Below are 26,890 nucleotides of genomic sequence, written 5' to 3'. Positions count from 1 at the left end.
GGTCATGGCGCGCATCGAGATCGTGGTCGCGGACATCACCGGCGAAGCCGTGGACGCGATCGTCACCGCGGCCAACGAATCTCTGCTCGGCGGCGGCGGTGTGGACGGTGCCGTGCACCGAGCGGCCGGCCCGCAGCTCGCCGAAGCGGGCGCGGCGCTCGCACCCCTCGATCCGGGCGACGCGGTGGTCACCCCGGCCTTCGATCTGCGGCCACCGGTCCGGCATGTGATCCACACGGTCGGCCCGGTCTGGGAGGGCGGCGACCAGGGCGAGGCCGAGGTGCTGGCTTCGTGCTACCGGCGCTCACTGGAGGAGGCCGACCGCATCGGGGCGCGCACGGTGGCATTTCCGGCGATCGCCACCGGGGTCTACGGCTTCCCGGCCGAGGAAGCGGCGGGCATCGCGGTCCGCACGATCCAGGACACCCCGACGGCGGTGGAGACGGTCCGGCTGGTCGCCTACGACGCCGAAGCAGGGGAGATCCTCCAGGCGGCGCTGAGCGCGAGCTGAGCGGTAGGGGGCGGGAGATCGGGGGCCGCCGTGTCGAGGTCGAGGCCTTCAAGATCAAGACGTGGGAGAGATCGAGAACCGGAAGATCAAAGGCTTGAAGATCAAAGGCTCAGAGCCAAAGGCTTGAAGATCAAAGTCAGGTCGTGCCTGGTTGCATGGCATTGACCGTCGCTCCCGCCGATTGCCAGGTTCGTGCGGAGTCACCCTCCCGCGCTACGCGCGAAATCGCGCCACTGCGAAGCCGAGCTGAGCGAGTTTGTCGCGCCACTGCGCCACTGCGCCACTGCGCCACTGCGCCACTGCGCCACTGCGCAGGCCGCGCTGAGCAGTCCGTCGGGCTGCGGGTGAAGCCGCGCCAGTGCGCATGCCGCGTTGAGCGTGTTTGTCGCGCTGCGGGCGCTATCGCGTCGCTGCGCATGCCGCGTTGAGCGCCTTTGTCGCGCTGTGGGTGGTGCTGCGTCGCTGTGCGAGCCGCGTTGAGCGTGGTTGTCGCGCTGTGGGTGGCGCGGCGTCGCTTCGCATGCCGCGTTGAGCGTGTTTGTCGCGCTGCGGGCGCTACCGCTCCACTGCGCGGGCCTCGCTGAGCGAGTTTGTCGCGCTGAGCGATTGTTGCGCGGCGCGGGATTGCCGCGCTGAGCTACCGGGACGTGAGCTCACGCGCGACGACCTCTGCGTCCTGGGCGGTCAGGGGATCAGCGTGGCAGCGTGGCGTCCCGCCGCTGCCGCTGCCACGAAATAGGCGTGGTCCTCCGTCAGTCCTCTACCCATCGTGGACAGCCGGACCGGGCTGGCCAGCAGCGCCGCGTCCAACCCGTCGGTCGCCACGTGGACCAGGCGGTGCAGAGTCGTCAGCGGCGCCAGGGCGTCTTCCACTGCCTTCGCCAGGTCGGTCGGCAGGTCGTCCGGGATCACCAGATCCGCCGGGACCAGGGCGACCTTCCCGTACGCGGTCAGGCTGTGGTGGGAGACCCCTCGGTGGCGGGCGCGGCCGTCGGCGTCCGAGATGCGCAGGGAGCCCACCGGCGTGCCCTGCAGGGCCACGATCGCGTTGATCGCCTCGCCCAGGGCCACCCCGGAGAAGCCCCACGGCGTACCCGTGCCGAGGTTGCCCGGGCCCTGCGCCACGATGGCCACGTCCGCCGACAGGACGTGCCGGGCGGCCAGCAGGCCCGCGTGCAGGGTGCCGGCCTCCAGGTCGCCGCCGAACGACTGGCCTGTTGTCACCGTGCCGGCCAGGTGGTCGTGCAGGCCGTCCAGGGTGCGGGAGAACCAGGCCGGGAGGGCGCCGCCGTCGGTCATCACGTAGGCGACCTTGGCCTCCGGGCGGTCCGCGTGGATGCCCGCCAGCACCGCCGGCAGCGCCGAGTGCAGGTCCGCCGTCACCACCGGCATGCCTTCGAGGCTCTCCGCGGTGGCCATCACCTCGCGGTGCGGGGACGCCTCCTCGTCGACGCCCAGCAGGATCGGCTGCAGCGGGGTGTAGCGGGCCTTCACCAGGTGGCCCTCATCGCGGTCGGTGCCGGTCGACGGCGGGTCCGCCGGCAGCCGGTCGGGGAGCGCCACCACCAGGGCGTAGCCGCCGGTGCCGAGGCCCATCACCAGGGCACCCACGTTCAGCAGGACGCGGTCGCCCACTTCCGGCGTACCGGTCAGGGCCGGGTAGGCCAGTGCCCGCAGCGGGCCTTCGTCCGTCGTCACGTCGAGTTCGACGGCGCCGCGCCACTCGCGTCGGACTGCGGACACCGTTCCTGATCGCCAGCGCACCATGGCGGCGACCCTATATGTCCACTCCGCCGTCGCGGTGGTTGCGTCCGGCCCGGCCTCGCGTCGGGTCCAGGAACACGTACTGGATGCCCTGGTAGCGGGCCCGCAGCCGGCGCTCGGCCTCGTCCGACGCCGCCTCGATCTCCGCCCCGCTGACGTCGTCGTTGAAGTCGACCTTGGCCGCCACCAGGATCGCGCCCGGGCCCAGCTGCATGGTCAGCAGCGTCGGGACCGCCGTCACCACCGGGATGCCGGCCAGGTCGTCGGCGATCTGGTTGTGCATGCGGCGCGGCACCGCCCGGCCGACCAGCAGCGACACGTTGGCGCGGGCCAGGACGGTCGCGACCACCAGCAGCAGCAGGCCGATCGCGATCGAGGCCAGGCCGTCCCACAGCTCGGCGCCGGTGATCTGGGACAGCGCGATGCCCGCCGCCGCCAGGATCAGGCCGATCAGCGCCGCCGAGTCCTCGAAGTAGACGGCCTTGACCGTGGTGTCCGAGGTGAGCCGCAGGAACCGCCGGCGGGTGATGCCCCAGCGTTTCGACTCCCCGGTCACCTGCCGCTGCGCCTTGAGGAACGAGGTGCCCTCGGCCAGGAACGACACCGCCAGCACGATGTACGACACCAGATAGTCGCCGCTGTGCTCGCCGCTGATGATGGTGGTCACACCGTGGTAGATCGAGAAGCCCGCGCCGCCGACGAAGGTGAACAGGGCCGCGATGAACGCCCAGACGAAGCTTTCCTTGCCGTACCCGAACGGGTGTTCTTCGTCCGGCTGTTTGGTGCCGCGGCGCAGCGCGACGAACAGGAACACCTCGGTGACCGTGTCGGCGAGGGAGTGCGCGGCCTCGGACAGCATGGCCGCCGAGCCCGACAGCATGCCCGCGACCAGCTTGGCCGCGGCGATGGCCAGGTTGGCCAGGCCGGCGACCACGACGGTGCCGACGCTCTCGTTGCCCTCGCCGTCCGGGGATTCCGTCGGGTCGGCGGGCTCCGCCGGTGCGGGCAGGGCCGAGCCGCCGGCCACGCCGACCGGCAGGTGATCGTCGGGCTCGGTCAGCGGGGGACCGGCGGTGGGGGTCTTGTCGGGCACGCGTCCAGGGTTCCCCACCGGCGGTCACGAATAACCTCAGCGGCGTCGTTGCTGCTAGCGTTTCCTCTCGTGTCGCGGACCCGTACCGAGCGCCTGGTGAACCTGGTGATCTGTCTGCTGTCCACGCGACGGTTCCTGACCGCCGCGCAGATCGCCGCGACCGTGCCCGGCTACGAGCACGACCCCGAGGATCCCCGCGACCACGAGGCGTTCCAGCGCAAGTTCGAACGGGACAAGGCCGAGCTGCGCGAGCTGGGCGTTCCGCTGGAGACCGGCCTGGCCAGCGCCTTCGACACCGAGTCCGGTTACCGGATCGCCCACCGCGAGTACGCCCTGCCGGACATCCCGCTCGAACCGGACGAGGCCGCCGCCGTCGGTATCGCCGCCCGGCTCTGGCAGCACGCCGGTCTCGCCGCCGCGGCCTCCTCCGGCCTGGCCAAGCTGCGCGCCGCCGGGGTCGAGGTCGACCCGCAGGCCACCCTCGGCATGGAGCCGGTGATGACCGTGGACCCGGCGTTCGGGCCGCTCACCGCCGCCGCCCGGGCCCGCCGCGCGGTCACCTTCTCCTACCGCGTCCCCGAGGTCGACGAGCCGTCCACCCGCCGGCTCCAGCCCTGGGGCGTGGTCTGCTGGCAGGGCCGCTGGTACGTCGTCGGCCACGACCGGGACCGGCAGGCCACCCGCTGCTTCCGGCTGTCCCGCATCGTCGGCGCGGTCCGCCCGGTCGGCTCCGAGGGCGCGTTCACCCCGCCGGAGAACGTCGACCTGATCAGTCACGTGGCCCGCTGGTCCGGGCCGGTCGAACGCAACGGGCGGGCCACCGTGCTCGTGCCGCCGGGCCGGGCCGCGGGCCTGCGCCGGCTGGCGATCGAGACGGTGCCCGGTCCCGACGGCGACCGCCTGACCATTCCGTACTCCGACGTCGAGTGGCTGGCCTCGCGGCTGGTCGGCTACGGCGCCGAGGTGCGCGCGGACGGGCCGCCGGAGCTCCGCGACGCCGTCATCCAGCAGCTCAAGGAGGTCGTGGCCCGCCACGAGCGGGTCCAGCCGGCGGTGCTGCGATGACCCCTCAGCCCCGTACCCGGGAGAACAAGGCCTCCGCCGACCGCCTGGGCCGGCTGCTCAACCTGGTGCCCTATCTGCTGGCCCGGCCCGGGATCCTGGTCGCGGAAGCGGCCGCGGCCTTCGGGATCACCGAGCGGCAGCTGCGCGAGGACCTGGAGTTGCTCTGGGTCTGCGGGCTGCCGGGGTACGGCCCCGGCGACCTGATCGACATGGCGCTCGACGGCGACCGGGTGACCATCACCTACGACGCGGGCATCGACCGGCCGCTGCGGCTCAATCCCGACGAGGCTCTCGCCCTGGTCGTGGCCCTGCGGATGCTGGCCGAGACGCCGGGCACCGGGTCGCGCGACGCGGTCGAACGGGCCCTGGCCAAGATCGAGAACGCGGCCGGGGACGTCGCGGACACCCCGGTCGCGGTGCGGCTGCCCGCGGACAACGAACGCGTCGACGCGATCCGCGGTGTGGTCGAGCGGCGGCACGCCATGCGCCTGACCTACTACACGCCGGCCCGGGACGAGACCACCGAGCGGGTGGTCGACCCGATGCGGATGCTCATGGTCGGTCCCCGGGCCTACCTGGAGGCGTGGTGCCGCCGGGCCGAGGGCACCCGGCTGTTCCGGGTCGACCGCATCGACGCCTTCACCGAGCTGGACGAGCCCTCCGCTCCGCCCGCGCAGGCGGTGCCGCACGACGTCAGCGACGGCGTGTTCCATCCGTCGCACGACCTTCCACTGGTCACGCTGCGGGTGGGCCGCGGCAGCCGGTGGATCACCGAGTACTACCCGTGCGAGGACGTGCGGCGCGACGGCGACGAATGGATCGTCACGATGCGGGTCACCGACCTGGGGTGGGCCCAGCGGCTGCTGCTGGGCCTGGGCCCGGACGTGACGGTGGTCGGCCCGGTCGAGCTGGTCGACCGGATCCGCGAACAGGCCGCCACCGCGCTGGACCAGTACGCGGCGACCCCACCGGTCACCGCGTAGGGCCTGCCCTGCCGGTCATGACGGCCTGCGCCGGGCCCAGCTTCCGCCTCGCGGCGCGGTCCGGACGGTCGAATACAAACCCGGTATTCGACCGTCCGGCCCACTTGCGACGCGAAACCTGGACCTCGTCTCGGCGTCGCCATGATCGGCAGGGCAGGCCCTAAGCTGTCCGCCATGGTGAAGTGGATCGTGATCGCCGTGGTGGCGCTCGCCCTGATCATTCTGGTCGTGGCTGTGTTCTCCGTGCTCAACAAGCTGAACGGGCTGGACCGGGCGGCGCGCAAGCTGCAACGGCGGCAGGCCGAGGCGATGAAGCTCCAGCAGGGCGCCGTCGTCCTGGAGGAATCCGTGGCCGGCCTGCAGCAACGGGCCGAGATCATGCAGGCGCAGCTCGCCGTCATCAAGGCCGGACAGGGCGCCTCGGACGGGAAACACTCCTTAAAGAAGGCCTGATCCGCGTGGTAGCGTGCGGCGTTCCCCGCGCGTTGTCCGAAAATTCCTCGGAGCAGATCGCAATCAAACAGCTCCGGCATGGGCTGCTCTCCACAACCACACGTACGATGGACCCCGCATCACCCGTCAGGACCCTGATCCGATCGACTGGAGTTATCCATGGGCGCCCTCAAGCCGTGGCACATCGCCATCTTCGTCGTCGTCCTCGTGCTGTTGTTCGGCGCGAAGCGGCTGCCGGACGCCGCGAGGTCGCTCGGCCGGTCGCTGCGGATCATCAAGGCCGAGACCAAGGGCCTCGTGGACGACAACGACAACGTCGCCGAGAAGGCTGAGCCGCAGTACTCGCGCCAGCCGCTGCAGCCCGACGCGATCCACCAGCCGGGCCAGCCGGGCTACCAGCAGGCGCCGCCGCCCGGATACCAGCAGCCGGGCTACCAGCAGCAGCCCAACGGCCAGCAGTACCCGCCGCAGCAGCCGCCGGCCCAGCCGTACGTGGACCCGGTGCAGCGCACCAACGACCGCTGATCGGCCGTGGCCCTCTCCCTACGCCGTCGGGGACCGAGCAAGTTCGAGCAGGCCTCCGACGGTTCCATGACGCTCATCGAGCACGTCCGGGAGCTGCGTAACCGGCTCTTCTGGGCGTCGCTCGGCATCATCGCGGGCCTGATCGTCGGCTTCATCGTCTCGGGGTGGGTCTTCGACATCCTGAAGCAGCCGTACTGCTCGCTCGACAGCTCCTGGATCATCAACTCCCAGGGCGAGCGGGTCTGCAACTTCGTCGTGCTCGGCGTCGTCGACCCCCTGATCCTCAAGCTCAAGATCGCGCTGTGGGTCGGCCTGATCCTCGGCGCCCCGGTCTGGATGTTCCAGCTGTGGGCGTTCATTGCCCCGGGCCTGCACCGGCACGAGCGCAAGTGGGCCTACGTCTTCGTGGCTATCGCCACGCCGCTGTTCGTCGGCGGTGCGGTGCTCGCCTTCTTCGTCATCAAGCACAGCCTGGCCTTCATCCAGGAAGCCGGCATCCTGGGCGTGACGACCCAGCTCGAAGTGACGGCCTACGTCAGCTTCGTGACCAACATGATCTTGATCTTCGGGGTCGCGTTCGAATTCCCGCTGGTCCTGCTGATGCTCAACTTCACCGGCGTGGTGAGCGCCAGGAAGCTGATGGGCTGGTGGCGGATCGTGGTGTTCCTGTCCTTCGGGTTCGCCGCCATCGCCACCCCGGACCCCGGCCCGTTCGGCATGACCCTGCTCGCCGCGTGCATGGTGGTGCTGTACCTGATCGCGACCGGCGTGGCCTTCATCAACGACAAGCGCAAGGGCCGCGGCAAGGAGATCTACGCGGGCCTGGACGACGACGAGATCTCGCCGATCGAGGACGACCGCGAGCCGGTCACCGCGGGCAGCCGGGTCGAGTCGGTCGCACCGGTCGAGGCCCCGGAGCCCGTGGCGAAACCGTTGCCGCTGGAGAGCCGCTTCGACGACATGACCTGACGGGGCAGCCGGTAGCCTCCGGCTGTGACGAGCGACGACATCGCGGTGCTGGCCAACCCCCGGGCGGGGCGCGGCCGGCACCGCGGTCTGCTTCCCGGGGTCCTGGAACGGCTGGGCGCTTCCGGCCGCAGCGTGCGGCTGCTCAGCGCGGACAGCGCGGAGGACGCCGAGAAGGCCTGCCATCGGGCCGTCGCCGAGGGCGTCGGCGCGCTGGTCGCCGTCGGCGGGGACGGCACCGTGCACCGGGCCGTGCAGGCGGTGGCCGGCACCCGGGTCGGCTTCGGCGTGGTGCCCGCGGGCACCGGCAACGACTTCGCGGCCGGCACCGGCGTGCCCACCGATCCGATGGCCGCCGCGACCGCCGTCGCCGACGCGGTCCGCGACGGGCGCGGCACCCCGGTCGATCTTGCCCGGGTCACCACCGGGCCGGGCGACGTGCGCTGGTACGGGGCGGTGCTGGCGGCCGGCTTCGACGCGATCGTCAACGAACGGGCCAACCGGATGCGCTGGCCCCGCGGCCCGCGCCGCTACGACCTGGCCATCGTGCTGGAGATGGCCCGGCTGCGCCCGCGCCGCTACCGCCTCGAGCTCGACGGCGTCGACCGCAGCTTCACCGGCGTCCTGGTGGCGGTCGGCAACTGCCGCAGCTACGGCGGCGGCATGCTGATCTGCCCCGACGCCGACCCCACCGACGGCCTGCTCGACGTGGTGGTCGCGGCGCCGCTGGGCCGCGGCGCCCTGGCCCGGCTCAAGCCGCGCCTGCGCCGCGGCACGCACGTCACCGACCCGCGGGTGGGCAGCTACCGGGCCCGGGAGGTCCGGATCGGGGCGCCGGACATCATCGGGTACGCGGACGGCGAACGCGTCGCCGCCCTGCCGCTGGTGATCAGCTGCGAGCCGGGTGCGGTCCGGTTGTTGCGGTGATCCCGGCATCAGCGGCCGCCGACCCGGGCCGAACGGAGAGGTGAAGCCGCAGATCATCGGGAGGCAGCATGTCGATCGGTTCGCTGAGTTCGGGCACCGTGTCCACCGCCACGCTGGCGTCCGCCGACACGGCCGGGCAGGCCACCAGGGCCCAGGACGCCGAGAGCCCGACGATCGCGGACCACGTGGCCGCGGCGGACGTCCAGGAGCCGATCCGCAGCGTCTCGACGACCCTCGGCACGCTGGTCGACACCTACCTCTGACCGCCACCGGGCTCCCCGGCCCGCTGCCGCGCCGGGCCCAGGGCCGCCTTGGAACGAGGTGCTGGGCACGGCGTAGAGCTGCCGTGCGACGTGCTGCCGGGCGGCCCCGATCGTCAGACGGGGCAGCCGGCCAGGGCCAGAGTCGCCCCCAGGCCGTTGGTGCGGCCGGGCTCCGCCGCCGGCAGCACCAGAGCCGCGCAGCCGGCCTGCACCGCTCCCGCGTCGGCCGGGCTGTCGCCCACCATCAGCGTGCGTTCCGGGTCGGCGCCGAGCATCCCGCAGGCGCGCAGGAAGATCGCCGGGTCCGGCTTCGTGCGGCCCACCTCGTACGACAGGGCGAACGCGTCGACCAGGTCCGCCAGCCCCCAGGCGGCGAAGTGCGGGCGGATGTCGAAGCCGATGTTGCTGACCACCGCCACCTTGACGCCCGCGTCGTGCAGGGTGCGCAGGGTCGGTTCGGTGTCGGCGTACGGCAGCCAGCCCTCCGGGCCCAGCAACCGCTCGTAGAGTGCGTCGGCGAGGCCCTCCACGTCCGTGCTGACGGTGGCGGCCAGGCCCGTGTAGGCGGCACGGTGGCTGTGTTCGTACAGGTCGCGGTCGGCCCAGTGCTCCGCCAGGTGCAGCGGCACCCGGTAGGGCAGCGGCCCGCCGGCGCGCCCGGCCGTGACCAGGCGGTCGGCCAGGATCGTGGCCTTGCCGCGGTCCAGCTCCCGCCCGCAGGCCGCGGCCGCGGCGAGCACCCAGGCCACCGGCTCCTCGACCTGCGCGAGGGTGCCGTGGAAGTCGAAGAGCACCGCGTCGACCTGGCGGCGCGACGGGAAGGCAGTCGAATCGGCGGCATCCGGCACGCCGTGCACCATACCGAGCGGCTGCGACGCAACTGTCGGCAACCGCCCGGCGGGGCATGACCTTCGTTGTGTCACACGCAAGCATTAGCCTTGTGTTCATGACGAGCCCTGCCGGTGATGTGAGCCCCGCCGAACGGTATGCGGCTTCGAAGCGCCGGGCGGCCCGGGCCGCCGAGTTTCCGGCCCTCGACGATTTCATGCTCGACGTCGGCTTCGACCTCGACGACTTCCAGCGCCAGGCCTGCGAGGCGCTGGAGCGCGGCAGCGGCGTGCTGGTCTGCGCCCCGACCGGCGCGGGCAAGACGGTGGTCGGTGAGTTCGCCGTGCACCTGGCGCTGCGCTCGGACGGCTCCGGCGTGCGCCGCAAGTGCTTCTACACGACCCCGATCAAGGCCCTGTCCAACCAGAAGTACCACGACCTGGTGGAACGCTACGGCGCCGACCAGGTCGGCCTGCTCACCGGCGACAACGTGGTCAACGGTGACGCCCCGGTCATCGTCATGACCACCGAGGTGCTGCGCAACATGCTCTACTCGGGCTCGGCGAGCCTGCAGGGCCTGGCGTACGTGGTGATGGACGAGGTGCACTACCTCGCCGACCGGTTCCGCGGCGCGGTCTGGGAGGAGGTCATCATCCACCTCCCGTCCTCTGTGACGCTGGTCTCCCTGTCCGCCACGGTCAGTAACTACGAGGAGTTCGCCGACTGGCTGGTGACCGTGCGGGGGCAGACCGAGGTCGTGGTCAGCGAGCACCGGCCCGTCCCGCTCTGGCAGCACATGCTGGTCGGCAAGCGGATGTTCGACCTGTTCCACGACGCCGACGCGGCCCGCAAGCACGACGTGCACCCCGAGCTGCTGCGCTACACCCGCGAGATGCTGCGCCGGCTCGAGCTCACCGACCGTACGGCCGGGCCGGGCTGGCAGGGCCGCGGGGGACGTCCCCGGCGCTGGCAGCCACCACCGCGCGCCGAGGTCGTCGACCGGCTCGACCGGGCCGACCTGCTGCCGGCCATCCTGTTCATCTTCAGCCGGGCCGGCTGCGACGCGGCCGTGCAGCAGTGCCTGTCCGGCGGCCTGCGGCTCACCGGCGCCGACGAGCGCGCCGAGATCCGCCGCATCGCCCAGGCCAAGGTGGCCAACATCCCCAGCGAGGACCTGTCCGTCCTCGGCTACTGGGAGTGGCTCGACGGCCTCGAACGCGGGGTCGCCGCCCACCACGCCGGCATGCTGCCCGCCTTCAAGGAGGCGGTCGAGGAGTGTTTCGTGCGCGGCCTGGTCAAGGCGGTCTTCGCCACCGAGACGCTGGCGCTGGGCATCAACATGCCGGCCCGCTGCGTGGTGCTGGAACGACTCGTCAAGTTCAACGGCGAGGCCCACGTCGACCTCACCCCGGGGGAGTACACCCAGCTCACCGGGCGCGCCGGGCGCCGCGGCATCGACGTCGAGGGCCACGCCGTGGTGCTGTGGAGCCCCGAGGTCGACCCCCGGCACGTCGCCGGACTGGCCTCGACCCGCACCTATCCGCTGCGCTCCAGCTTCCGCCCGTCCTACAACATGGCCGTCAACCTGGTCGGCTCGGTCGGCGCGGACAAGGCCCGCGACCTGCTCGAGTCGTCATTCGCCCAGTTCCAGGCCGACCGATCGGTGGTCGGGCTGGCCCGGCAGGTGCAGCGCAACATCGAGACCATGCAGACGTACGACAACGACGGCGCCTGCCACCACGGTGACTTCGACGAATACTTCGCCCTCCGGGTCGCCATCGCGGACCGCGAACGCTCCCTGGCCCGCCAGGGCACCGCGCAGCGTCGTGCCGCCGCGGTGTCCTCCCTGGAGAAGCTCCGGGTCGGCGACGTCATCCGGGTGCCGCAGGGCCGCCGGGCCGGTCTCGCGGTGGTCCTGGAGCCACCCACCGGCGGCTTCGGCGAGCCCCGCCCGCTGGTGCTCACCCAGGACCGCTGGGCCGGCCGGGTCAGCCCGGCCGACTTCCCCGGCGCGGTCGACGTGCTCGAACGCATCCGGGTGCCCAAGCACTTCAACCCCCGCTCGCCGGGCGCCCGCCGCGACCTGGCCGCCACGGTCAGCGCGACCGGCCTCGACCGGCACGGCTCGGGCAACGGCCGGCGCGGCCGGGGCAAGGCGGCACCCGGCGAGGACGCCGAGATCGCCCTGCTCAAGGTGCAGATGCGCCAGCACCCGTGCCACGCCTGCCCGGACCGCGAGGAGCACGCCCGCTTCGCCGAGCGCCGTCACCGCCTGTCCCGCGACACCGACGCGCTGCGTGACAAGGTGGCCGGGCGCACCGGCTCCCTGGCCCGCACGTTCGACCAGGTCTGCGCGGTGCTCGCCGGCCGCGGCTACCTGTCGGGCGACGGCGAGGTGACCGAGACCGGCCGGATGCTGGGCCGGATCTGGACCGAGGCCGACCTGCTCGTCGCGGAATGCCTGCGGCGGGGAGTCTGGGAGGGGCTGGCCCCGGAGGAGCTGGCGGCGGCGGTGTCCATGGTGCTGTTCGAGTCCCGCCGCGAGGGCGACGAACGCGCGTCGGTGCCCAAGGGCGCCACGACGGCGGCGGTGGACGCGTGCCACAAGCTGTGGGCCGAGATCGAGTCCGACGAGGCTGCGCACGGGCTGTCGCTGACCCGGGAGCCGGATCCGGGCTTCGTCTGGCCGATGTACCGGTGGGCGCGCGGGGAACCGCTGGCCCGGGTGCTGGCCAGCGGCAACAACTACGAGACGGACATGCCGGCGGGCGACTTCGTGCGCTGGGCGCGGCAGGTGCTGGATCTGCTGGCGCAGCTCCGGGACGCCTCGGCGGCGACGCCGGGGGTGCGGGAGACGGCGCGGAAGGCGATGACGGCGGTGAACAGGGGGGTACTGGCCTACCAGACGGCCCTCTGAGTGGCCCCGGCGGTCAGAGCGGCCAAGCCGGTGCGGGCCGGGCGGTAGCTGGCGTGCGGGTCTGGCACACTCCCGGCGTGGGCATGATTTTCCAAGGGCGGCGGCTGACGTCCGATCAGGTCGCGGACCTCGCCGCCGATCCGTCGCTGACCGCTCGCCTCCTCGACCGCGAGGATGACGTCCTCGATCTCGACAAGGCCTGGCACGGCATCCACTTCCTGCTGACCGGCGGCTCCTGGGAGACCTCCCCGGGCGCCGGGGAAGCGGTGCTCGGCGGCGATCCGGTCGGGGACGATCTGGGCTACGGCCCGGCCCGCCTCCTGCCGGCGGAACGGGTCCAACTGGTCGCCGCCGCCCTGCGCGAGGTGACCGCTGACTCGCTGCGGACCCGGTTCGATCCGGCCGCCCTGCTCGCGGAGGGGATCTACCCGCAGGTCTGGGACGACGAGGACTTCGCGCTTTACCTGCTGCCGAACTTTTCGAGCCTGCAAGCGTTCTATGTCGCGGCCGCGGGGGAGAAGCAGGCCGTCCTACTGGCCGTCACCTGACCCGGTGCTGTCGCGGATCACCAGGTGGTGCGCGGCCACGACACGGCGGGCCGGGCGGTCCGGCGGACGGGTGCCGAGGCGGTCGGCGAGACAGTTCAGCGCCTCCCGGGCGATCGCTTCCTTGTCCGGGGAGATCGTGGTCAGGGACGGGGTCGCGTACCGGCCGTCCTCGACGTCGTCGAAGCCCGCCACCGCCAGGTCCCGCGGGATCCGCAGGCCGCGCGCCAGCGCGACCTGCATCGCGCCGAGCGCCAGCTGGTCGCTGAAGCAGAACACCGCATCCGCCCGCGGTCCGGCGTCGAGCAGCCGGCTCATCGCCGCCGCACCGTCGGCCCGGTGCAGCCGGTCCACCGGGATCTCCAGCGCCGGATCGGCCGGCAGGCCCGCCTCGGCCAGCGCCCGCCGGTAGCCCTCCAGGCGGCGGGCCGCTGTGCCGTTCTCCAGGTGCGGCTGCAGACCGACGGCGGCGATACGGGTGCGACCGGCAGCGATCAGGTGCTGGGTGATCTCGCGGGACGCGGCCACGCTGTCGACCGCGACATGGTCCAGCAGGCCGTCCGCGTCCTGCTCACCGAGCAGCACCACCGGTACGCCACCAGGGCCGCGGCGCAGCTCCCCGGGGGACAGGGCCCACGGGCTCAGCACGAGACCGTCGATGACCTGGCCGCGTACGCCGTCGAGCAGCCGCCGCTCGTGATCGGCGTCGCCGTCGGTCTGCTGGACCAGCAGCATCCACGAACGTCGCTCGGCCTCGCGGACGAGCAGGCCGGCCAGTTCACCGAAGTACGGCGAGGCGATCTCCGGGATGGCCAGAGCCACCAGTCCGGACCGGCCGCCGCGCAGGTGCCGGGCGGCGGCGTTGGGGCGGTACTGGAGCTCGTCGATGGCCTGCTGCACCCGGGCCCGGGTCTCCGGGGCCACCTGGGCGAAGCCGCTGACCACGTTCGACACCGTACGGATCGACACCCCGGCGCGTTCCGCCACCTGCCGCAGGCTCGCCGTCATGATCGACCTCCCATGGTGCAAACCCTACCGCTACCACTTGCCACGTTGCATGCAACGTTGCAAAGTGAGGGGCATGACTGACACCGACACCGGCGTGCGGGCTCGCGACGCCATCTACGACCAGGGGATCACCGCTTGTCCGGGCGCGTTCAGCGTCGCCTGGGCGGACACCATGCGGGAGGACATCGAGAAGGCGTTCGCCGAGGCCCGGTCCCGGCCCGGCGGTGCGGTCGGCCGCGGCCCGCACCGCTACTACGTCGAGATCCACCCCGAGCAGCTGCGCGGCTTCGTCGACCTGGTCACCCACCCGTGGGTCACCGCCGTGTGCGAGGCGGTGCTGGGCCCGGAGTACGAGATCGTCGAGCTCGGCTTCGACGTCCCGCTGGCCGGCGCGGTCAATCAGCCCTGGCACCGGGACTTCCCGATGCCCGAGGTCACCCGCCAGGAACGGCGGCTCAACTCGCTGGCGTTCAACCTCACCGGCGTCGACACCACCGAGGAGATGGGCCCGTTCGAGATCGCCCCGGGCACCCAGTTCGACGACGAGCCGGAGTTCGGCCACGGCATGTTCCCGCCGAAGCCCTTCTACCGCCGTTACGAGGAGCGGGCTGTCCGCAAGTACCCGAAGCGCGGCGACATCTCGGCCCGCTCGGCCCTGACCATCCACCGCGGGACCCGCAACTACTCCGACATGTCACGGCCGGTGCTGGTCCTGGGCGTGGACGCGCCCGGCGCGGGCAACGGCGAACGGCACGACACCGCCGTCACCCGCGCCTACTGGGAGGCTCTGCCGGAGCAGGTCAAGGCTCACCTGCACTGTCCGGTCGTGGAGACCCTCACCCCGATCACCCAGAAGCACACCATCGAAGGGCTCGTCATGGGCGAGGCCTGAGAAGCGACCCGGCCGAGCCCGGTCGGCTGCTCAGCTGCCGAGGCGGCGTGATCCCGCGGCGGCCTTCACGATCACCGGTACGAGGACAGTCGGGTCGAGGCGGGTCCGCAGCGCCGGAACCCAGCCCGCGTCCGGGGCGAAGTCCGGGTCGTAGGCCGCGTTGTACGCCGCCACCAGGTCCACCGCTCGCGGCGCCCGGCTGCCCACCTGGACGAGCGTGCCCTGCGCGGTGATCTTCGTGCCCTTCCAGTACTTGAGCAGGTCGCCGTCACCGACGTCGGCGCTGCGCAGGAAGTAGTTGTTCTCCGCGTAGATGCTCGACTCGAAGCCCACGCCCAGCGAGTAGCCGTAGTCCTCAGCCGTGGCCACGTACAGGTTGTTGTAGATGTCCACCTGGCCGAAGCGGACCCGCGGCGCGCGCTGGACCACGTTGCCGAAGCGGTTGTGGTGCACCGTGACGCGCAGCTTGCCCACGTCCACGCCGGGGGTGTCCGTCGAGCCGATCAGCATCGTCTTGTCGTGGTCGTAGTAGTTGTTGTACGAGACGGTGACCAGGTCGGAGCCGCGGATGATGTCGCTGGCCCCGTCGTGGACCTGGTACGGCCGGTCGAAGTACAGCGGCTGGGCGGCGTCGTGGTTGTTGCCGTCGCTGAACGTGTTGTGGTCCAGCCACACGTTGGTCGCGCCGGTCAGCGACACCAGGTCGTAGAGCGAGTTCCAGTTGCCCGTCGAGCCGTCGGTGGGGTCCCAGGCCGGGAAGCAGTCCGCGGCGTCGGTGAACTCGATGTTGCGCACGATCACGTTGTGCACGTTCTGCAGCACCATGCTGCCGTGCTCGATGCGGGCGCCGTTGATGCCGATGACGGTCGTGTCGGACGGCACGAGGATCTTGATCTGGTCGCCCTGGCGCTTGGCCGAGCGGACCCGGGCCTCCTCCAGTGGGCCGGTGGGCTTGGTCGCCCGGCCCCAGACCGCCGGGTCGTAGGCCTGCAGGAAAGCCTCCAGGCGGTACGCCGGGTCGGCATAGTCCGCGCAGCTCAAAGGCTTGTTGTCGGCGTCGACGCTCATGCTGAAGCGGCCGTCGACGAGGACCAGTCGCGGGGCGGCCTCGCCGCTCAGGGCCGCGATGAGCTCGGCGCGGTTGTGCACGACGAAGGTGTGGGCGGCGTCGGCGGCCGAACCACCGGTGGTGCCGGTGCCGGCGGCGGCCCAGCCGTCGTCGGCGGCGAGAGGTTGCCGGGCCAGCCGCAGCGCCGCGGCCGACGCGCCGGACGGGGTGTCGGCGGCTTCGGCGGGCAGGATCGGGCTGAAACCGATGGCCGTGACCAGGGCGGCCGCGGCAAGGGATCTTCCGCGCATGGTGCGCTCCAGGTAATCGATGCTCGAGGTGGGGGAGGAAGCGCCGGGCGAGAGTGGGAAAGCGCTTACCCCGAGCAACGGTTACACGCGTGTTTCGACGAGTCAATGCCCGCGAACGTGCAGGAAGTTTGCAGTGGTCGATCTCCGGCGAGCGGTGCGGGCCGCAGGCCGGATCAGGGCCAGACGGTGGCGTGCGCGCTGAAGAGCTCCGGGTCGCTGTGCACCGGTACGACGCAGAGCAGATGCCCGCCGGGCGCCCGCATGATGTGACAGTCCAGCCAGCGGTTGATCTCCACCGCCCCCAGCCCTGTCAGCCGGGCCGCCTCGGCCTCGTGGTCGTCGGTCTCGATGTCCACGTGGTAGCGCGGTGCGTCGCCGACCGCCTGCACGCCCATCGTCAGCGCGGGCAACGCCTGACGCAGCATGATGAACTGCTCCTCGTGCGGCTCGGGCACCGCCGGGACGCCCAGCGCGGCCGACCAGAAAGCCGCGGCCGCGGGCGCCTCCGGCGTCGGCGTGTCGACGAACAGACCGTAGAGGCGGCTGCGATGCATGAGGGCCAGGCTAACAACGCGGTACCGGGCCAGGCGTGCAGCTGGAGGCGGGGGCCATCTGCTCGCCGACGAGCCGTTCGCTCTGATGTTCGAGACCCGGGACGACCTGATCACCGGGATCACCACGTTTCTCGGCGAGCCGGCCGCGCCGTGGGGGCAGGATGGACACGTGCAGAGTGATGGTGAATTGGCCCGGACAGCCGCCCTCGCCGGCGCGACAGTCGCCCTGAAGTACTTCGCCGAGCTCGCCGGCCTGCCGCGCGAGCTCAAGGCCGACGGCAGCGTCGTCACCGAGGCGGACCGGGCCACCGAGGCCGCGATCCGCGCCGTGCTGGCCGAGGCCCGGCCGCACGACGCCGTCCTGGGCGAGGAGGGCGGCGAGACCGGCGCGGGCGCCCGGCGCTGGATCATCGACCCGATCGATGGGACGGCCCAGTTCGTCGCGGGCGACGACCGGTGGCTGGTGCTGGTCGCCCTGGAGGAGGCCGGCGAGGTCGTCGCCGCGGTGGCCGCGGTCCCCGCGCAGGACCGGGTCTGGTGGGCGCGTCGCGGCGGCGGCGCCTACGAGACAAACCTCGACGGTACGGCGGACAAGCGCATCCACGTCACCGATCGCCGTACCCCGCTGAGCGCCGCCCGGCTCGGTGTCGTCCCGGTCGCCCCGAACGTCTACCCCTCCGACCTGGCCGTCGCCGCGCCGCTGACCGCCGTGACGCCGGCCGTGGAATGGGATGTGCACGCCGGCCTGCTCGTCGCCGACGGCACCCTCGACCTGGCCGTGCAGACCCGCGGCGAGGTGTGGGACTTCGCCGCCACCTCGTTGATCGTCACCGAGGCGGGCGGCTGCTACGGCGGGGTGGACGGCATCCGCGGGCCGCGCGCCGGTGTCTCCCTCTACGCCGCGAACCGTTCCCTGTGGCAGGCCGCGGCCGAGGTGCTCTGGCCGGCCTGAGCCACCCCCTAAGGCGAGGTGCTGGAGTTCAGCGCGAAGACCAGCGCCGCGACCGCGCCGATGGACAGCACGACGCTGATGATGCCCAGGACGCGGCCGATCAGCGCCGGCCCGACGCCGTGCGCGCCGCGCCCGCGCGTGCTCATGACGATGGCGGCGATGCCGAAGATCCAGCCCAGCAGGCAGAACGACAGCGGTACGCCGACGACGCCCAGGATCAGGGCGGTCCGCCCGGCGTTGCGGTTCGGCGGGGTCGGCGGTGCGGCGTTGCGCGGGTCCCACTGCAACCGGGGCGGCAGATCCTGCACCTGGGCCATGAGATCCGAGGCGTACGTGGCCGTGCTGACCGCGACCACCCGGCCGTCGTACTGCTCGGTGGTCAGCAGGCCCTCGCCGAGGGCCTGACTCAGCTGGTCGATCACCTGGGTGCGGTGCACGGTGCCGATGCGCTCGTCCTTCATCGGTGGCGAACGTATCGCGCGCCGGGCGGACCGCGCGGCGAAACCCGCACAGTCACCCGCACGGAGTCGGTCAGGCCGGGGCCTGCAGCAGGATGGTCGTCCAGGCGCCGACGTGCACCCGGTCGCCGTGGCCGACGCTGCGGGTCTGCCCGGCCGTCAGCGGCTTCGGCTCGTCGTTGAGGTAGGTGCCGTTGGTCGAGCCGAGGTCGGAGACCAGCCAGACGCCGTCCACACTCAGAGTCAGCAGGGCATGGCTGTGCGAGACACCCGGGTCGGCGTCGGCCAGGTCGATCTCCGGGTCCGTGCCCTTCGACGTGCTCCTGCGGCCGATCCGCACCTGCGGGGCGGGCAGCGTCACCGTGCGCTCGGTGGGCTGCTCCGGGAAGTCGACCCCCTCGATGGCGTTGGCCGCGAAGTACTCCCGGTCGGCGAACACGGTGGCCGTCCACTGTGCCGCCGGCTGCCCGGTCACCGGGGGCTGGACCAGCGCGGGCACCTTGCCGGTGCTGTGGTCGAAGCCGCAGTCCTCGCAGAACCGGCCCGCCCCGGCCCGGGGCGTGCCGCAGTTCGGGCAGGGTTCCCCGCTCGGGAAGGCCGGCGGGGCGGCCGGGGCGACACCCGGGGTGAACGCCGCCGTGCCACCGATCTTCGCGCCGCAGGTGTCGCAGAAGTCGTCCGTCGTGGACGCGTGGCCCTTGGGACAGGCATACGTCGTCATGACGACCGTCCCACCCGCACGGTCTTGGTCGAGCGGGTGTCCAGGGCCATCTCGTCGGCCGCCTCGACCTTGCGGCGCAGCCGGACCGTGCCGGTCGCCGCGTCCTCGATGTCGACGACCGTGGCCAGCAGCTCCTCGGTCGCCTTGTTGCCGCTCTCGTGGGCGAGCTGCGCGGCCCGGCCGAACTTCAGCGTCGCCGTCCGGTCGTCGCCGGCTTTTCGCGCCTCGATGCCGGCCTGGATCGCGTCGGCCAGCTCGGCCTGCCCGGTGTAGTGCGCCACCTGACGGTTGATCCGGGTCGACAGCGCCGAGTCCTCGGTCCAGACCGCCCGCACCAGGGTCTGCGCCAGCACGTTGTCACCCTCCACCACGGACACCCGGGCCGCCAGCATCTCGTCACCGGCCGCGCCCGGGGTCACGTCGACGCAGATGTGGTAGTCGCGGCTCTCCGAGCCCCACGCGCCCAGCGGGTAGCGGCCGGCCCGGGGACCGTCCTCGACCCGCTTGCCGGTCAGGTCGGCCACCTGCGGCTCGACCTGCTTGACGAAGCGGACCGTCGCGTTCACCGGGGTCCAGACCTTGAGCTGCACGTCGGCGCTGGTCTTGCCCATCGCCGCGGTCATCATCTGCTCGAACGCGGCGGCCAGGTCCTGCGGGCGGGCGACGATGTCGACCGTGCCGAGCATCGCGGTGGCGATCTTGCGCAGCTCGGAGACCGTCCAGTTGGTGCCGACGCCGCGGCAGTCACAGGTGAAGGTGCCGCCGAGCTCCTGCAGCACGCCCTCGAGGTAGCCCTTGTACTCGCCGTTCTCGCCGTCGGTCAGCAGGATGGCGTGGGTGATGTCGCCCGGGCGCTGGGCGAACAGCTGGCCGGCCAGCTTGAGCCAGGCGCCCATGGCCGTACCGCCGTTGGCCTGGAGCCGGTCGATCGCGCCGATCGCCTGGGCCCGGGTCTCGGGGGTGGCCACCGCGAGCTGGCCGGGCGCCGGGAAGAGCTGCTGGGCGGTGCTCACGCCGGCGATGATGGCGAAGCGCACGCCGTCGTCGATGCAGTTGACCGCGGCCTTGGCGGCCTGGCGGGCGGCGACCATCCGGCCCTCGGCCTGCATCGAGCCGGAACAGTCGACGATGATGATCTCGGTGGCGCCGGCCGTGCGCCGTCCGCCCTCCGCGCCGGACGAGGCGACGGTGACGATCGCGTTGACTTCGGTCGCGCCCAGGGCGAGGAACTCGTTCTGGAACGCCTCGGCGGTGTACGGCACGGGCTCTCCCTTAGCTGTCGAGGGTGTTGAGGGGGACGAGGGCGACGGTGATGTTGTCCGAGCCGCCCGCCGCGTTGGCGAAGTCGACGAGGGCGCGACCGGCCTCCAGCAGACCCGCCGAGTCGCGCAGCGCGGCCCGGACGGTGTCGGCGAAGGCGGCCGGCTCGGTCAGGTAGTTCCACAGGCCGTCGCTGCAGAGCACCAGGTGGCCCGGGGTCTCGGCGAAGAAGGCGCCGGTGCGTGGGCGGATCGCGCCCGCGTCCGCGCCCAGCCAGGCGGTGATGGCGTGCGCCTTGGGATCGTTCCAGGCCGACTGCGGATCGACGCCCAGCGAGATGGCGTGGGTGGCCCACGAGTCGTCCTCGGTGAGCTGCACGGCTTCGCCCTCGACGGGCACCCAGTAACCGCGGCTGTCGCCGACCCAGCCGTACCCGATCTCGGTGCCGCGCACGCAGGCCGCGACGATCGTGCAGGCCGGGTTGGACGTGGCCCGGCGCGGGTCGCCGGTCGCCGCCAGCGCGGCGACCGCGGTCCCGGCGGCCAGGATCGCCTCGGCGATGCTCTCCGGCAGCTCGGCCCCGGCCGTGAGCAGGGCCTTGCCGGTCACCTCGGCGGCGGTCTCGGAGGCGACGTCCGGATCGAACGACGCGGACACCCCGTCGCAGACCACCACGTCGACGTCGGCGCCGCGGGTGGCCAGCCACATCGCGTCCTCGTTGCGGTGGTGCCGCAGACCCCGGTCGGTGACCGCGGCGGCGACCGGTCCGGCGTCGGCCTCGACGTGGTCTCGGGGCCGGGCCGCGAGCAGCCCGCAGTTGCCGCAGTAGCCGTCGTCGCCGACCGCGCCGGCCGCGCCGCAGGACGGGCAGTCCTTGCCGACTGCCTGGCCGGCGCCCGTGGCCAACGGCTTGCCGCAGCTCTCGCAGAAGGCGGCCCCGGCGGCCCGCTCGTCCCCGCAGGAGGCGCAGTCCGGCCGCGCGGTCATGCGGCGCCGCCGCGGGGGGCGTGGTCCGGCCGCGCGGTCATGCCGCGCCGCCGCGGGGGGCGCAGTCCGGCCGCGGAGTCATGCCGCCGTGGCGGCTGGTGTCGCGGCCGGGCGTGGCGCCGTCGGCGAAGGAACTCATGGCGTCTCGTTTCTCCCACCGGACGGCCGGCCTCACGTGCGGGTCCTCGGCCGGGCCGCGTTGGCCAGGTCCACCAGCCGGATCTTCTCCGGCCCGTGGGCGGCCCGGGCCATCTCCCGGTACGCGCCCTCCAGCGCGAAGCGTACGTCCCGCTCCCCGGCGTGCGTGGCGCCGGGCGTGCCCAGCACCGCGCCCGGCACGGGGGTGCCGCCGGTCAGGGTGCTCAGCGCCCGTTCCAGCAGCTCGGCGCGGAGCGCGGCGAGCTGCGCGGCCTCCATCTCCAGCCGGTCGATCAGGGCGGCCGCGGCAGCCAGGGCGGCCACGTCGGCCGCCGCCGCCGGATCCGACCGGACCAGGGCCCGGACGGCGCCGACCTGGGAGCTGCGGTACGCCGCCGAGGTCCCCGGCACCCGGTTGTACGCCTCCACGGCCCCGTCCCGGTCCCCGGTGGCGAGCCGGCACCGGGCCAGTCCCGCCGCCGCGGTCGTGTACGCCGGGTCGGTGCGGCTCACCACGTCGTAATAGGCCGCCGCCTCGCCCGGGCGCCCGGCCAGCTCCAGCGTCAGGCCCAGCGCCAGCTTGGGCGCGAGCTCGCCGGGCAGCGCCGAGTAGACCGCGTCGAACTGCTCCCCGGCCCGGGGCAGGTCGCCCGAGGCCAGCGCCAGGACACCGTCGTACCAGGCGACCCGCCAGTCCCCGCCGGCGTGCGCCGCGATCGTGTCGTGCATCCGGGCCGCGTCGGCGAAGGCGTCCCGGCCGCTGCCGGCCGCGCCCAGGTCGATCAGCGCGCGCAGGGCCCGCAGCTGCACCTCGAGGGTGTTCTCCGGGGCCTTGCCGAGCAGCGTGAGGACCTCCTGCGGCTCGGTGACGGTCACCGAGGCGAGGAAGGCGGCGGCCGGGTCGGTCAGGTCGATCATCGGTGCCGGCAGGAAGCGCCATTGCGGCTCGTCGCTGCGCGGATCGGTGCGCAGCTCGCCGGTGAACAGCCGGGAGGTGGCCGGGCGGGGGTCGCCGTCGGCGGCGAGCACCTCGCGCAGCACGCCCAGCATCTGCTCGGTCATCTCGCCGGCGTCGACGAACCGCTCGGCCGGGTCGGTGCGGGTGGCCCGCTGCAGCAGCCGGTAGAAGGACTCGTGGCGCTGGTAGACCTCGAACTCGCCGCGGTCGGGCAGGCTGTCCTTGAAGGTGCTCTGGTAGCCACGGAAGTCGGTGGTGAGCACGGCCAGGGTGCGCCCGATGGTGTAGAGGTCGGACTGGATCGACGGGCCGGCCGTGGCCATCTCCGGTGCCTGGTAGCCGAGCGTGCCGTACAGCGCGGCGTCCTGGTCGTCGACGTGCACGACGCCGCCGAGGTCGATGAGCTTGACCTGGTCGCCGGTCTGGATGACGTTGTCCGGCTTGAAATCGCAGAAGATCAGGCCGCGGTCGTGCAGGTAGCCGAACGCCGGCATGATCTCCAGGACGTAGGCCAGCGCCTGGTCCACCGGCAGCGGGTCCGGCTGGTGGTTGTTGGCCGTACGGCGGTCCTTGAGGATGCCCTTGAGGGACTCCCCGCCGACGTACTCCATGACGATGTAGCCGGCGCCGTCGTGCTCCACGAAGTTGTAGATCTTGACGATGTTCGGGTGCTCGACCTCGGCCAGGAAGCGCTGCTCGGCCACCGCCGCCGCGAGCGCGTCCTCGTCACCGGAGTTGAGCAGGCCCTTGAGCACCACCCAGCGGTTCGAGACGCGCTTGTCGTTGGCCAGGTAGATCCAGCCCAGGCCGCCGTGGGCCAGCGCGCCGATCACCTCGTACTGCCCGCCGACCAGATCGCCCTTACCGAGCTTGGGGGTGAAGTTGAACGCCTCGCCGCAGGACGGGCAGAAACCGGCGGTGCGCCCGGGCCGGTCGCCGCGGGCCCGGCCGACCGGGTTGCCGCACTTGGCGCAGTACCGCTTGTCCTCGGGCACCTCGGCCACGGCCATGATCGCCGTGGCGGGATCGCGCTCGGGCAGCGGCGCCACGTCGACGAGCCCACCGCCGAAGCGCCGGCGCCGGGATCCGGTGCGGGCGCTGCCGGTGCGGGCCGAGCCACCGGTACGCGTGGACAGCGCAGCCGTCCGCACCGAGGGAGCCGTGGCCGTACGCGGCTTCGGTGGCGCCGCGGCTCCTCCCTTGACCGGGGCCATGCCGCAGGTGTCGCAGTAGCCGTCCTGGATGGTGCCGGGACAGTCGCGCTGGCATTTCACAGAAGGCCGTCCCTCGCAGTCGTCGTGGCGGTGAGCCGGGCCACCGCATCCTGGTACGCGTTCACCGCGGCCCGGGCGGCGTCGACATCACAGGGCGCGGTGTAGAGCGCGTCGCGGGCCCGTCCGGCCAGTGGCGCGAGCGCCGGATCCTCGGACAGCCCCCGCCGGCCGGCCTTCGCCTGGTACGCGTCCAGGCGACCGCGCAGCTCGTTGCGGGCCGCCAGCATCCCGGCGTTACGGGCGGCGGCGTCGCGCAGGGCGGCGATCCGTTCCCGGGCCCGCCGGCTCCACTCGGCCAGCCGCGGACTGAGCAACGCCCAGTGCCCGGCGGCGGCGAGAGCGTCCAGCGCCGCCAGATCCGGCCGCAGGTCCGGCCCGGACACGACCGCGATGGCGCTGTCGGCGAACCGGCCGGCGGCGTTCTGCTCGGCCACCGCCGCGGCCCGGGCCGCCTCGGCGAGCTGGTCGAGCAGGGCATGCGCGTCGGCCAGCCGCTGGGTGAGCGCCTCGCGCAGCTCACCGGCCGAGGTGCGTTCCGCGTCGGCCCGGTCCAGCAGCGAGCGGACGGTCGCCAGAGCCCGCTCGTCGCAGCCCAGCGGATCCGAGGCGAGGGCGGAGGTGAAGTCGCCGAGCAGCCGGTCGGCCTCGTCCAGGGTCGCCGAGCGGGTCAGGCCGCGCAGGTGGGCCAGCGACGAGGCGACCGTGGCGGCCTCGGGCATCAGCCGGTGCCACACGTCGCCGGCGCGTACGGCCACGTCGACCGCGGTCTTGAAGGCGGCCTCCATCGCGGCCAGCAGCTCGGCCGGGGTGCAGGTGGTGCTGACCTGGCCGGCCCCGAGCAGGCCGCGCTGGGCCAGCGGCACCGTCGTGGTGGACAGGGTGATCGAGCGGCCGAGGACCTGGTGCACGTACGCGGTCTTCTCGGTGTCGGTGAACCGCCGCTGGTTGCGCGCCGACCGGGCCGAGGTGATGAACGCGGTCAGCATGCCGTAGCCGTCCCACAGCTGGGTCAGCGCGGCGGTGGCGTCGGCCCAGGCGGCGGCTGTCCGGCCGGTCAGCGGTCCCTTGTCGAGATCCTTGCGGGCCGTGTTGTCGTCGAGGTCGACCAGGTTCGCCGCCACGGCCGCCGCGGCCGCCTCCAGGCGCAGCAGCTCGCTGTCGGCGCGGCCGAGCAGGTCCTGGGTGGGCGCGGTCACGGCCGGTCAGTCCCGGTACTCGGCGACCGGCGGCTGCGGGGCGGCGCCGAAGTCACCGAGCCACCGCTCGTAGGTGGCCTTCCAGGTGCCGTCGGCCCGGTTCCTGGCCAGCACCGCGTTGACGAAGCGGGTGAACTCCGGGTGGTCGTTGCTCATCGCCATGCCGTACGGCTCCTCGGTGAACGCGGGGCCGACGACCTTGGCGTACGGGTCCTGGGCGGCCAGCCCGACCAGGATGGTGTCGTCGGTGGAGATGGCGTCGACCTCGTTCTGCTGGAAGGCGACCAGGCAGTCACCGAAGCCGGGCCGGTCCACCGCGATCGGCTTGGCGGGATCCTTGGCGATGTTGTCGTACGACGTGGAGCCCTTGGCCGCGCACACCTTCTGGCCGCGGAGGTCCTTGATGCTCTGCGCCTTCGAGGCCGAGGAGACCAGCACCTTCTGCCCGGCGTTGTAGTAGATGGTGGAGAAGTTGACGTCCTTCCAGCGGGCGCAGTTGGCGGTCATGGTGTCGGCGACGAGGTCGACCGAGCCGTCCACCGCGGAGCTGACCCGCTTGTCGTACGCGATGACCTTGATCTGGATCTTGTCCGGGTCGCCGAAGATGGCCTGGGCGATCTGCCGGCCCATGTCCACGTCGAAGCCCTCGACCTTGCCGGTGAACGGGTTGCGCGAGCTGAACAGCAGGGTGTCCTGGCTGGTGCCGAGCACCAGCCGGCCGCGCTTGTGGATCTGGGCCATGTAGGTGCCGGCCGGCATCTTGCCCGGGGCGGGCAGCGCCCCGGCGGGCTTGAGGCTCGCGCGCGGGTTGCAGGACGTGTCGACGACGGCGGCGGGGCCGGTCGGCGCGGGTGCGGCGGACGCGCTCGGACGCCCGGGCAGCGGGGACGAGTCGCCGGCGCAGCCCGCGGCGGCGAGCACGGACAGTGCGGCGACGGCGACGAGGGTGACACGGGCGCGCATCAGCGGTACTCCTCGAGTCGGGCGCGGACGCCGGCGACGGCGAGGCCGCAGATCAGCAGGGCGAGCAGCGGTCCGAGCACGGTGAGCAGGCCCAGCCCGCGACCGGCCGCGCCGATCTCGTCGCGGAACACGTCCTTGCGGCTCTCCAGCGCCCGGTCGATGACGGCGGTGACGCCGGTGAAGGTCCGGCTGGTCTGCGGCCCGATGGCCAGCGCCACGGCGCCGTCGTAGTCGCCTTTGTTGTCGAGCTCGCGGACCTTGTCGTGGGCGCTGACGTAGGCGCGGTGGGCCTGGGCCGCGGACCGCACGTCCGCACCGGCGGAGCCGTCGGGCATGACCTCGGCGGCGTCGGTGAGCAGCTTGTCGAGCCGGCCGGTGGTCTGGTCGAAGTCGGTCTCCAGGGCGCCCTCGCCGGACCGGGCGGCCAGGGTCAGCGCCTCGTCGCCGCGCTCGCGCAGGGCCGCGATCCGCGTCTCGGCGAGCAGCGCGACCGGCCAGGAGCCCTCGGTGTCGGCCTCGGACAGGTGCGCGCGCTGCGAGATCAGCACCCCGCCGACGCCGACCGCCAGCACGAGCGTGACCGCCGTGGCGACCAGCAGCGGCACGTTGAACGTGCGGTGGGTCAGGCGGCTGAGGTGGCGCTGGGTCAGCACCAGCGCGGTGAGCAGCGCCAGCAGCAGCAGGATCAGCAGGGCGGTCCACCAGGAGCTGCGGGCGTCGCCGTAGCCGTCGTCGACCTCGCTCTGCGCGGCCTGGAACAGCGCCTGCGCCTGCGGCTGCAGCGAATCGCGGCTCAGGGTGGACGCCGAGGACAGGTACGACGCGCCGATCGGCAGGCCCTGGCGGTTGTTGGCCCGGGCGCTGGCCACCAGGGCCGCATAGCGGGAGACGTCCGTGGACAGCTGCCGGATCGCGTCGGCCGAGCGGCCGGTCTCCGGGGTACGGCGGGCCGCCGAGGTCAGCGCGGTGGTGGCGCGGTCCAGATCCTCCTCGTAGCGCCGGGTGAGGTCGACCGGCTCCAGCCCGCCGGCCAGGAACGCCTGCGCGGCGGTGGTGTCGGCGTCGGCCAGCGCGGAGTAGATCGTCTCGGCCTCGACCAGCAGCGGCTGGGCCCGGTTGCCGAGATCGGCGGTACCGGTCGCGGCGGCCGACGCGGTGAGGCCGGCGACGAGGCCGGTCAGCAGGCCCAGGGTCACGAGCCCGGCGAGGATGAGCTGCAGCCGGCCGGGGGAGGTCCGCCGGAGCCGGGCGACGCGGTGCAGGACGCCACCGGAGGGGTTCGCCACGACCGGCGCGGGCCGGTCGAGCTGTGCTGTGCTCAAGCTTCCTC

Annotated in this window: 26 protein-coding genes; 12 read left to right on the top strand and 14 right to left on the bottom strand. The window is 72.8% G+C overall.

Annotation, left to right across the window (positions count from 1 at the left end; all coding sequences use genetic code 11):
• Positions 1 to 4 precede the first annotated feature (4 nt).
• A complete protein-coding gene (locus AB0C12_RS03940; protein ID WP_360543876.1) occupies positions 5 to 511 on the top strand; it encodes an O-acetyl-ADP-ribose deacetylase in 507 nt (168 codons plus the stop codon).
• Positions 512 to 1,195: 684 nt separating this feature from the next.
• Here the strand turns inward: AB0C12_RS03940 and AB0C12_RS03935 are convergent.
• Positions 1,196 to 2,278, bottom strand: a complete 1,083-nt coding sequence (locus AB0C12_RS03935) for a DUF3866 family protein (RefSeq protein WP_360543874.1) — start codon at positions 2,276 to 2,278, stop codon at positions 1,196 to 1,198.
• A gap of 10 nt (positions 2,279 to 2,288) precedes the next feature.
• Entirely contained in the window at positions 2,289 to 3,284 is a 996-nt protein-coding gene (locus tag AB0C12_RS03930) for a cation diffusion facilitator family transporter (protein ID WP_360544924.1), read from the bottom strand.
• A 153-nt stretch (positions 3,285 to 3,437) separates the two neighbouring features.
• Between AB0C12_RS03930 and AB0C12_RS03925 the strand changes: the two genes are divergently transcribed.
• The 7 genes from AB0C12_RS03925 (at position 3,438) to AB0C12_RS03895 (ending at position 8,550) form a co-directional block, all read left to right on the top strand.
• Positions 3,438 to 4,433, top strand: a complete 996-nt coding sequence (locus tag AB0C12_RS03925) for a WYL domain-containing protein (RefSeq protein ID WP_360543872.1) — start codon at positions 3,438 to 3,440, stop codon at positions 4,431 to 4,433.
• Positions 4,430 to 5,416 (top strand): YafY family protein, encoded by a 987-nt coding sequence (locus AB0C12_RS03920; RefSeq protein ID WP_360543870.1) that lies wholly within the window; start codon positions 4,430 to 4,432, stop codon positions 5,414 to 5,416. Before AB0C12_RS03925 ends, AB0C12_RS03920 begins: the two co-directional genes overlap by 4 nt.
• 174 nt (positions 5,417 to 5,590) lie before the next feature.
• Positions 5,591 to 5,869: a hypothetical protein gene (locus AB0C12_RS03915; RefSeq protein ID WP_360543868.1), complete on the top strand. Its 279-nt coding sequence runs from the start codon at positions 5,591 to 5,593 to the stop codon at positions 5,867 to 5,869.
• 159 nt (positions 5,870 to 6,028) lie between these two features.
• On the top strand, positions 6,029 to 6,394 hold the full coding sequence (tatA, locus tag AB0C12_RS03910; RefSeq protein WP_360543866.1) for a Sec-independent protein translocase subunit TatA: 366 nt from the start codon (positions 6,029 to 6,031) through the stop codon (positions 6,392 to 6,394).
• 6 nt (positions 6,395 to 6,400) lie between these two features.
• Entirely contained in the window at positions 6,401 to 7,363 is a 963-nt protein-coding gene (gene tatC, locus AB0C12_RS03905; RefSeq protein ID WP_360543864.1) for a twin-arginine translocase subunit TatC, read from the top strand.
• Positions 7,364 to 7,387: 24 nt separating this feature from the next.
• On the top strand, positions 7,388 to 8,287 hold the full coding sequence (locus AB0C12_RS03900; RefSeq protein ID WP_360543862.1) for a diacylglycerol kinase family protein: 900 nt from the start codon (positions 7,388 to 7,390) through the stop codon (positions 8,285 to 8,287).
• 68 nt (positions 8,288 to 8,355) lie between these two features.
• Positions 8,356 to 8,550: a hypothetical protein gene (locus tag AB0C12_RS03895; RefSeq protein WP_360543860.1), complete on the top strand. Its 195-nt coding sequence runs from the start codon at positions 8,356 to 8,358 to the stop codon at positions 8,548 to 8,550.
• Positions 8,551 to 8,663: 113 nt separating this feature from the next.
• Here AB0C12_RS03895 and AB0C12_RS03890 read toward each other — a convergent pair whose 3' ends face one another.
• A complete protein-coding gene (locus tag AB0C12_RS03890) occupies positions 8,664 to 9,410 on the bottom strand; it encodes an HAD-IA family hydrolase (protein ID WP_360543858.1) in 747 nt (248 codons plus the stop codon).
• 86 nt (positions 9,411 to 9,496) lie between these two features.
• Here AB0C12_RS03890 and AB0C12_RS03885 point away from each other — a divergent pair, with 86 nt between their 5' ends.
• Together AB0C12_RS03885 and AB0C12_RS03880 are read left to right on the top strand one after the other, a co-directional pair.
• Complete coding sequence (locus AB0C12_RS03885) at positions 9,497 to 12,295, top strand: DEAD/DEAH box helicase (protein WP_360543856.1); 2,799 nt, start codon at positions 9,497 to 9,499, stop codon at positions 12,293 to 12,295.
• 83 nt (positions 12,296 to 12,378) lie between these two features.
• Entirely contained in the window at positions 12,379 to 12,843 is a 465-nt protein-coding gene (locus AB0C12_RS03880; RefSeq protein ID WP_360544922.1) for a YfbM family protein, read from the top strand.
• Here AB0C12_RS03880 and AB0C12_RS03875 read toward each other — a convergent pair.
• Positions 12,826 to 13,848, bottom strand: coding sequence for a LacI family DNA-binding transcriptional regulator (locus AB0C12_RS03875; RefSeq protein WP_360543854.1), 1,023 nt, complete (start codon positions 13,846 to 13,848; stop codon positions 12,826 to 12,828). The genes AB0C12_RS03880 and AB0C12_RS03875 overlap by 18 nt on opposite strands.
• Positions 13,849 to 13,921: 73 nt before the next feature.
• On the opposite strand from AB0C12_RS03875, the gene AB0C12_RS03870 reads away from it, so the two are divergent.
• Positions 13,922 to 14,740 carry a phytanoyl-CoA dioxygenase family protein gene (locus AB0C12_RS03870; RefSeq protein WP_360543852.1) on the top strand — a complete coding sequence of 273 codons (819 nt, stop codon included), beginning with the start codon at positions 13,922 to 13,924 and terminating at the stop codon, positions 14,738 to 14,740.
• A gap of 30 nt (positions 14,741 to 14,770) precedes the next feature.
• Here AB0C12_RS03870 and AB0C12_RS03865 read toward each other — a convergent pair whose 3' ends face one another.
• A complete protein-coding gene (locus AB0C12_RS03865) occupies positions 14,771 to 16,099 on the bottom strand; it encodes a polysaccharide lyase family 1 protein (protein WP_360543850.1) in 1,329 nt (442 codons plus the stop codon).
• A gap of 173 nt (positions 16,100 to 16,272) precedes the next feature.
• Positions 16,273 to 16,653, bottom strand: a complete 381-nt coding sequence (locus tag AB0C12_RS03860; RefSeq protein ID WP_360543849.1) for a VOC family protein — start codon at positions 16,651 to 16,653, stop codon at positions 16,273 to 16,275.
• A gap of 85 nt (positions 16,654 to 16,738) precedes the next feature.
• Between AB0C12_RS03860 and AB0C12_RS03855 the strand changes: the two genes are divergently transcribed.
• Complete coding sequence (locus AB0C12_RS03855) at positions 16,739 to 17,605, top strand: inositol monophosphatase family protein (protein ID WP_360543847.1); 867 nt, start codon at positions 16,739 to 16,741, stop codon at positions 17,603 to 17,605.
• Between the two features lie 8 nt (positions 17,606 to 17,613).
• Here AB0C12_RS03855 and AB0C12_RS03850 read toward each other — a convergent pair whose 3' ends face one another.
• From AB0C12_RS03850 to AB0C12_RS03815, 8 genes are all read right to left on the bottom strand, one after another.
• The gene (locus tag AB0C12_RS03850; RefSeq protein ID WP_360543845.1) at positions 17,614 to 18,066 is read right to left on the bottom strand and encodes a DUF1707 domain-containing protein; all 453 of its coding nucleotides are present in this window, start codon (positions 18,064 to 18,066) and stop codon (positions 17,614 to 17,616) included.
• A gap of 70 nt (positions 18,067 to 18,136) precedes the next feature.
• A complete protein-coding gene (locus tag AB0C12_RS03845) occupies positions 18,137 to 18,784 on the bottom strand; it encodes an FHA domain-containing protein (protein ID WP_360543843.1) in 648 nt (215 codons plus the stop codon).
• On the bottom strand, positions 18,781 to 20,046 hold the full coding sequence (locus AB0C12_RS03840; RefSeq protein ID WP_360543841.1) for a VWA domain-containing protein: 1,266 nt from the start codon (positions 20,044 to 20,046) through the stop codon (positions 18,781 to 18,783). The genes AB0C12_RS03845 and AB0C12_RS03840 overlap by 4 nt, the downstream gene beginning before the upstream one ends.
• Positions 20,047 to 20,056: 10 nt before the next feature.
• Entirely contained in the window at positions 20,057 to 21,031 is a 975-nt protein-coding gene (locus AB0C12_RS03835) for a PP2C family serine/threonine-protein phosphatase (protein WP_360543839.1), read from the bottom strand.
• Between the two features lie 171 nt (positions 21,032 to 21,202).
• The gene (locus AB0C12_RS03830) at positions 21,203 to 23,401 is read right to left on the bottom strand and encodes a tetratricopeptide repeat protein (RefSeq protein WP_360543837.1); all 2,199 of its coding nucleotides are present in this window, start codon (positions 23,399 to 23,401) and stop codon (positions 21,203 to 21,205) included.
• Entirely contained in the window at positions 23,398 to 24,597 is a 1,200-nt protein-coding gene (locus tag AB0C12_RS03825) for a hypothetical protein (protein ID WP_360543835.1), read from the bottom strand. Before AB0C12_RS03825 ends, AB0C12_RS03830 begins: the two co-directional genes overlap by 4 nt.
• Positions 24,598 to 24,603: 6 nt before the next feature.
• Complete coding sequence (locus tag AB0C12_RS03820) at positions 24,604 to 25,560, bottom strand: glutamate ABC transporter substrate-binding protein (protein ID WP_360543833.1); 957 nt, start codon at positions 25,558 to 25,560, stop codon at positions 24,604 to 24,606.
• Positions 25,560 to 26,882 carry a hypothetical protein gene (locus tag AB0C12_RS03815; protein WP_360543831.1) on the bottom strand — a complete coding sequence of 441 codons (1,323 nt, stop codon included), beginning with the start codon at positions 26,880 to 26,882 and terminating at the stop codon, positions 25,560 to 25,562. The genes AB0C12_RS03820 and AB0C12_RS03815 overlap by 1 nt, the downstream gene beginning before the upstream one ends.
• Positions 26,883 to 26,890 lie beyond the last annotated feature (8 nt).

Source organism: Actinoplanes sp. NPDC048967, from assembly GCF_040649415.1.
In the GTDB taxonomy this organism is placed as follows: Bacteria; Actinomycetota; Actinomycetes; order Mycobacteriales; family Micromonosporaceae; genus Actinoplanes.
Note: the sequence above shows the minus strand (reverse complement) of the source record. Positions and strands in the feature narration are given on the sequence as shown.

What these genes read in the sequence shown, in the direction of transcription:
- AB0C12_RS03940 (WP_360543876.1), top strand. Translation starts at nt 5, where the DNA reads ATGGCGCGCATCGAGATCGTGGTCGCGGACATCACCGGCGAAGCCGTG.
- AB0C12_RS03935 (WP_360543874.1), bottom strand. Translation starts at nt 2,278, where the DNA reads ATGGTGCGCTGGCGATCAGGAACGGTGTCCGCAGTCCGACGCGAGTGG.
- AB0C12_RS03920 (WP_360543870.1), top strand. Translation starts at nt 4,430, where the DNA reads ATGACCCCTCAGCCCCGTACCCGGGAGAACAAGGCCTCCGCCGACCGC.
- AB0C12_RS03915 (WP_360543868.1), top strand. Translation starts at nt 5,591, where the DNA reads ATGGTGAAGTGGATCGTGATCGCCGTGGTGGCGCTCGCCCTGATCATT.
- tatA (WP_360543866.1), top strand. Translation starts at nt 6,029, where the DNA reads ATGGGCGCCCTCAAGCCGTGGCACATCGCCATCTTCGTCGTCGTCCTC.
- AB0C12_RS03895 (WP_360543860.1), top strand. Translation starts at nt 8,356, where the DNA reads ATGTCGATCGGTTCGCTGAGTTCGGGCACCGTGTCCACCGCCACGCTG.
- AB0C12_RS03890 (WP_360543858.1), bottom strand. Translation starts at nt 9,410, where the DNA reads ATGGTGCACGGCGTGCCGGATGCCGCCGATTCGACTGCCTTCCCGTCG.
- AB0C12_RS03885 (WP_360543856.1), top strand. Translation starts at nt 9,497, where the DNA reads ATGACGAGCCCTGCCGGTGATGTGAGCCCCGCCGAACGGTATGCGGCT.
- AB0C12_RS03880 (WP_360544922.1), top strand. Translation starts at nt 12,379, where the DNA reads ATGATTTTCCAAGGGCGGCGGCTGACGTCCGATCAGGTCGCGGACCTC.
- AB0C12_RS03875 (WP_360543854.1), bottom strand. Translation starts at nt 13,848, where the DNA reads ATGACGGCGAGCCTGCGGCAGGTGGCGGAACGCGCCGGGGTGTCGATC.
- AB0C12_RS03870 (WP_360543852.1), top strand. Translation starts at nt 13,922, where the DNA reads ATGACTGACACCGACACCGGCGTGCGGGCTCGCGACGCCATCTACGAC.
- AB0C12_RS03865 (WP_360543850.1), bottom strand. Translation starts at nt 16,099, where the DNA reads ATGCGCGGAAGATCCCTTGCCGCGGCCGCCCTGGTCACGGCCATCGGT.
- AB0C12_RS03860 (WP_360543849.1), bottom strand. Translation starts at nt 16,653, where the DNA reads ATGCATCGCAGCCGCCTCTACGGTCTGTTCGTCGACACGCCGACGCCG.
- AB0C12_RS03855 (WP_360543847.1), top strand. Translation starts at nt 16,739, where the DNA reads ATGTTCGAGACCCGGGACGACCTGATCACCGGGATCACCACGTTTCTC.
- AB0C12_RS03850 (WP_360543845.1), bottom strand. Translation starts at nt 18,066, where the DNA reads ATGAAGGACGAGCGCATCGGCACCGTGCACCGCACCCAGGTGATCGAC.
- AB0C12_RS03845 (WP_360543843.1), bottom strand. Translation starts at nt 18,784, where the DNA reads ATGACGACGTATGCCTGTCCCAAGGGCCACGCGTCCACGACGGACGAC.
- AB0C12_RS03835 (WP_360543839.1), bottom strand. Translation starts at nt 21,031, where the DNA reads ATGACCGCGCGGCCGGACTGCGCCTCCTGCGGGGACGAGCGGGCCGCC.
- AB0C12_RS03820 (WP_360543833.1), bottom strand. Translation starts at nt 25,560, where the DNA reads ATGCGCGCCCGTGTCACCCTCGTCGCCGTCGCCGCACTGTCCGTGCTC.